General features: G+C 46.8%; 4 protein-coding genes. 1 reads left to right on the top strand and 3 read right to left on the bottom strand.

Annotated elements, in window-relative coordinates; translation table 11 throughout:
- The 3 genes from HY877_05110 to HY877_05100 form a co-directional block, all read right to left on the bottom strand.
- Window positions 1-2,023 (bottom strand): DNA translocase FtsK 4TM domain-containing protein (locus HY877_05110; protein ID MBI5299655.1); only part of this gene is annotated, 2,023 nt, incomplete at its 3' end.
- 111 nt (window positions 2,024-2,134) lie between these two features.
- Window positions 2,135-2,929: a nucleotidyl transferase AbiEii/AbiGii toxin family protein gene (locus tag HY877_05105; protein MBI5299654.1), complete on the bottom strand. Its 795-nt coding sequence runs from the start codon at window positions 2,927-2,929 to the stop codon at window positions 2,135-2,137.
- The gene (locus tag HY877_05100; protein ID MBI5299653.1) at window positions 2,926-3,537 is read right to left on the bottom strand and encodes a hypothetical protein; all 612 of its coding nucleotides are present in this window, start codon (window positions 3,535-3,537) and stop codon (window positions 2,926-2,928) included. Before HY877_05100 ends, HY877_05105 begins: the two co-directional genes overlap by 4 nt.
- 95 nt (window positions 3,538-3,632) lie before the next feature.
- On the opposite strand from HY877_05100, the gene HY877_05095 reads away from it, so the two are divergent.
- Window positions 3,633-5,317 (top strand): ADP-ribosylglycohydrolase family protein (locus tag HY877_05095; protein MBI5299652.1); only part of this gene is annotated, 1,685 nt, incomplete at its 3' end.

Genomic DNA, 5,317 nt, shown 5'->3' with positions numbered 1-5,317 from the left:
GTGGTATGAAAAGCATGTCGCCGGAGCCCAGCAATGTTTCCGAACCCATTTGATCCAGAATAGTGCGCGAATCGTGTTTGGAAGAAACCTTGAAAGAAATGCGCGCGGGAAAATTGGCTTTGATGAGGCCCGTGATGACATCTACACTCGGCCGCTGTGTGGCCAGAATCAGGTGAATCCCGGCGGCTCGGGCCATTTGTCCCAATCGAGTGATGGTTTCTTCAAATTCCTGCGAAGCCACCATCATCATGTCGGCCAACTCATCGATGATGATGATGAGATAATATAATTTTCCGGTGTGGCAGATGGCTTCCTTATTTTTTTCCAGTGTGGCCTTGGCTTCCTCTTCGGACATCAAAGTGAGTTGCCCCTTCTCGACTTTTTCATTGTAGGTGAGGATATTGCGCGTGCCGATATCCGCGAGCAGGCGATAGCGCCGCTCCATTTCGCGCAGAGCCCATTTCAACGCGGCCACAGCCTGTTTTGGTTGCGTCACCACGGGCAAAAGCAGATGCGGAATGCCTTCATAAACACTGAGCTCCAGTCTTTTCGGATCAATCATGATAAACCGGACTTCCGCGGGCGTTGCTTTATAAAGAGTACTGATGACCATGCTATTCAAGCCGACACTCTTTCCGGAGCCCGTGGCACCGGCAATCAAGAGATGCGGCATTTTGGTGAGATCATTGATGACCGGACGTCCTTCAATATCTTTCCCAAGCGCCAGCGTCAGTTTCGATTTTGATTTTTGAAAAGCGGGTGAGCCGATGATGTCTTTTAACCAGACTGTTTCTCTTTCGTGATTTGGAATTTCAATTCCCAGCGCGGCTTTGCCCGGGATGTGAGGAACAATGCGAATGGATTTTCCTCCCATGCTCAAAGACAGATCGCTTTCAAGATTGACTATTTTGTTGACCTTGGTGCCTGCGGCCGGTTCCACTTCATACATCGTAATGACCGGTCCGGGATGAATTTCGGTCACACGCCCCTGTACTCCATAATCGAGTAATTTGTTTTCCAAAAGTTGGGCATTTTTTTTGAGAATTTCTTCATCAACAACGGTTTTTTTCTGCGACTCCGCATCCAACAGAGAAATAGGTGGAGGATTAAAATCAGAAGTCCCGATTTTTAAAAAGTGGAGCTGATCTTCTGTGTTCGGTTTTTTGCCGCTGTCCGCGCGTTCATAAATTTTTGGTTCTTTCTTGGGACCGTGGATGCGTAAAGGGCGTTCTTCGTCCTCATCATCTTCTTCCTCGTCTTCATCAACCTCTTCGTCTTCAAACTCCTCTTCGTCCTCGTCTTCATCTTCCTCTTCTTCGGTATCTCCATCCCCTTCTTCATCGTCATCGGGACCGAAGATGGCCATGAATTGGCCTTTTATCCAACGTCCTGTGCCCGTCACGCCCATTTTTGTTCTTTCGAAACTGACGCGAAACCATTGTCCCATCTGCAATGCAAAATATTTGAGCAAGCGATAGGCATTGATACACAAAGCGGAAACTTTTAACTCCGTAGCCAAAATAAAAGAAAGCACAAGTCCTGTGAGTGTAATGACTTCCGCGCCGACTGGATTCAAATAATGGACGAGCAGTTGGCTCAAGAGGGCGCCCAGAATGCCGCCTCCGGCGAAATTGTGACCAGAAATACGCACGGTGGGAAAATGGAGTTGAAGCACCGTCGCGACAAAAACAAGCAGAAGCAAATAAAGAAGGATATTTTTAAAAGAAAGCTCCATATCGGTGCCCTTGAACTTCATCGTTCCGACCAAAAAGGCAAGGCCACACGCCACGTAGGCGCAAAGTCCAAGGCTTGTGAAAAGAAAGTCGGAAAGATAGGCCCCAATGATCCCCCCCAAATTGGCAATTGTTTGAACATTGGAGGCGGCATTAAAACCCGGGTCGGTGGGATGGTAGGAAAAAAGACAGAGAGTGGTAAAAGCACCGAGGGCATAAAACAGAATTCCGAAAACTTCTTTGCGATGAGCGGGAGGGGGGGAACGCCTAGCACTTTTGGAATAAGCCATAAAATCAACCCTTTAGCAAAGTATCAACAAGTGTGGATAACTATATAAATTTAAATGACTTTTGGATTATAAAGATTTGGTTGAAGCGTGTCAATGAAATTGGCTGGGGTTTCAGGAAATAGCCTTCAAAAAAAACTCCGGTTTCAAAAGAGCCTGATCTTCGAGTCGTTCCAAAAAGGGCGAAACATCTTTTACGAGTTGTTTCCAATCAACAGAATTGATTTTTTCGATCAAATAATCACGCCAATTTTTTGCGGGCCACGGTTTTGAGATTGTTTGGGCCAAAGCATTTTGGAGCAGGATAAGATTCGGTTCCACCGGAGGTCTTTGGGTGCGATACCAAAGCAAATCGTAATAGTCTCTCCCTTTGAGATAGTTTCTTGTGCAGAGGGCGTGAATTTTTCCCGCCATCAGAGAGGAGAGATCATAATGGCGGAGGGCAAACAAAAAATATTTGTTGATGACCTGCGTTTCCAGCATGGCTCCTTTTGGAGGGCGGGTATCCACTTCAATTTTGATCGAAATTTTTTGTCCGCTTTGACCGGAAAGTCCGGCTTCTTTTAAAAGACCTGCAATGCGCACCCAACCGCTGTGCGCCGTTGTCTTTTCATTCCAGTTGACGGAGGCATCGAAACGGGCAAATTCCAGATCTCTTTTTAATTTTGCCAGCCATTTTTCAGGATTGTAATTTGTTTTTTCTTCCAGACTAAAATCGAGATCCTCGGAGAAACGAGGGAGATTATATAAAAAACGGAGAGCTGTTCCCCCGACAAAAGACAGACAACCAAAAGCTTCACTCTCGTGCAATGACCTTAAAACAAATGCTTGCAGATATTCTCTCAAAGCATTCATTTTGTCATTGGGATTGATGGCCTGTTTTGCAACAGCCAGTGCCTGTTCTTTCATAAAAAATCCTTAAGCCGGAGAATGGTTCGCATCAGGCGAGCCGACCCCCATTGCTTGACATAAGTAGTGAGTTTTTCAAAATTGATTTCTTCAAGATTTTGAAAGCGCATCTCTTTAATCCGATCCGTTGTCCATTCTCCGGAATTCAAATGAAAATAATCGAGAAGCCCTTTTTCAGGTTCGGCGATCCAAACCGGAATGTTCTTCATTTTTTGGGACACCATCCCCCAAAAAAAATCTTTTTTAAGTGAAGAATAGGTGAAGAGTCCCAGACTATTTTGAAACGTGCGTGTCACGCGCGTGGTGACACTGGTGAAGGGGATTACTTTTTCCGGAATTAATCCATAATAGGCCAGCGCCCAAATGCCGCTTAAATAGGAGGGACGATAGAGTTCATTGGCTAAATGAAGTGGAGAAAGTGAAGCTTTGCGATAAGGATCAGACAGGCTGTAAAGACCTCGTCGCAATTGGGTAATTTTATTTGACTTTTTCCATTGTGAGAGTTGGGTTAAAAGATGTTTTTTTGGTTCTCCCGATGCTTGAGTGAGGGCAGGGAGATCAAAAAAAGGAAGGTTTCCTGCAACATGGACGAGTTGATCAAATTTCATTTACATAAGTATAAAATAAATATGATTATTGTAAATGAAAATTATTCCTATAAAGGGGAGCAACTTTTATGGGAAATTGACGATAACTATAGAGAATGGGACCGATCACTTCATTTACCGTTATAAGTGGCTCAGAGCTGGAAAGCTTTAGCGCTTTTGTCGGGGCCATTGAAAGGGGCTGGGAAGGCAATACTGTAACAGCCTTGGAAGAGATACAAACAGCTCTCTCGATCATGAATTTGGGTCCCAAGGCGAATACTTTTTCCGGACAAATTCAAAATTATAGAGAAGCCGTTGCCCGCCACGATTCCGTAGAGCAACGCCGGCTGTTGCGCCAAATTGCGGCAGGGTTTTCCATCGCGCAATATAAAGGAATCCGTCCTTCCAAATTACAACGATTCGCCTCGTTGGCCGCTGTACGAGAACAACTGGGGAAACTCTGGATGAGACGCACCCCGACAGCTTCTACAGCCTCAACAGTCTCAACAACTCCTGCCGTTGAAAAAACTTTAGTTCATAAAGCACCTCGCGCAGTAATCCCTCCGCTGAGTTTTGAAGAACGAGTGAAAGGTAGCGTGATAGGCGGAGCGATTGGAGATGCGCTGGGACATCCTACGGAATTTTTAAATCTGGAACAAATTAGAGAGCGTTATGGAGCGCAGGGGGTTCGGGATTTTGTTTTAGTTAAAAGCCCGTCTGGTGAGACACGGTTTATTGGCGGTACCTACACGGACGATACTCAAATGACCCTTGCTGTTGCCAACGCCCTTCTCGACACAGAGGCGGGATATCAAGGCGATTTAGCCGGGGCTTTTTCAAGGCGTTTTGTCGAATGGCTGGATTCTCCCGATAACAATCGTGCCCCCGGAAACGCATGCCTCAATGGCTGTAACCAATTGAAGCGTGGAATACCGTGGTATGAATCGGGAACTGAAAATTCAAAAGGTTGCGGTGCGGCTATGCGTGTGGCACCCATCGGTATTGTCTATCATCAACAGCCGGAAAAACTGGACGAAGTCGCCCTGTTTTCAGCCATTCTAACCCATTGGCATCCAACGGCTTACGCGGCGGCAATTGTGGGTGCGCGACTTGTTGCTCATGCTTTACAATCCGCGAATCCAGAAGAGTTTAAACGAACGGCTCTGGGTACTGTGGCAAACTACCTTCCGGCCAGTGGCAAAGAAGCGATAAACGCGCTTGAAAAAATTCCTCAGGCATTGACCCTGCCTCCGGATGAAGCCTTCGCGTTGTTGGGTGGGGGGTGGGTTGCGGAAGAGGCGGTGGCGGGGGCTTTGTATGCCGTCTTGTCAACACCCAATTTTGAAGAGGCTGTTTTGAGAGCCGCGAATACCAACGGAGATTCCGACAGTCTGGCCGCAATCGCGGGCGGCATCGCGGGGGCTTTGTATGGTCTTCACGCGATTCCGGAAAAGTGGGTGGAAGGAGTGGAAAATGGGGAAACATTGTTGACATTGGGCGGTGATTTGGCTGAACTCGCGAAAGAAGTTTCGAAAAAAGATCCTTCCGAAAGGGTACTCCGTATGCATGACCCTGATTTGATAAAATTTCCGGAAATACAGCGCTACTCGCGAGACCCGCAGGCCACCGTTGATTTGTTTGTTTTGATGTTCGCGGACAGAGCGCGTGCCTTGATGCCTTTTTTTAACCATGACATCTGGATGGATACACGCGCGACGGACGATGATAAAGTCCGCATTTCAAGACGCTATCGCGACCGCCTTATCCAATCAGGGCAACGACATGAGTCGGAAATCGTTCC

The sequence above is a fragment of the Deltaproteobacteria bacterium genome (assembly GCA_016213065.1).
In the GTDB taxonomy this organism is placed as follows: Bacteria; UBA10199; UBA10199; order SPLOWO2-01-44-7; family SPLOWO2-01-44-7; genus JACRBV01.
Note: the sequence above shows the minus strand (reverse complement) of the source record. Positions and strands in the feature narration are given on the sequence as shown.

Excerpts from the sequence above, each read along its gene's own strand:
- HY877_05100 (MBI5299653.1), bottom strand. The coding sequence starts at position 3,537 with ATGAAATTTGATCAACTCGTCCATGTTGCAGGAAACCTTCCTTTTTTT.
- HY877_05105 (MBI5299654.1), bottom strand. The coding sequence starts at position 2,929 with ATGAAAGAACAGGCACTGGCTGTTGCAAAACAGGCCATCAATCCCAAT.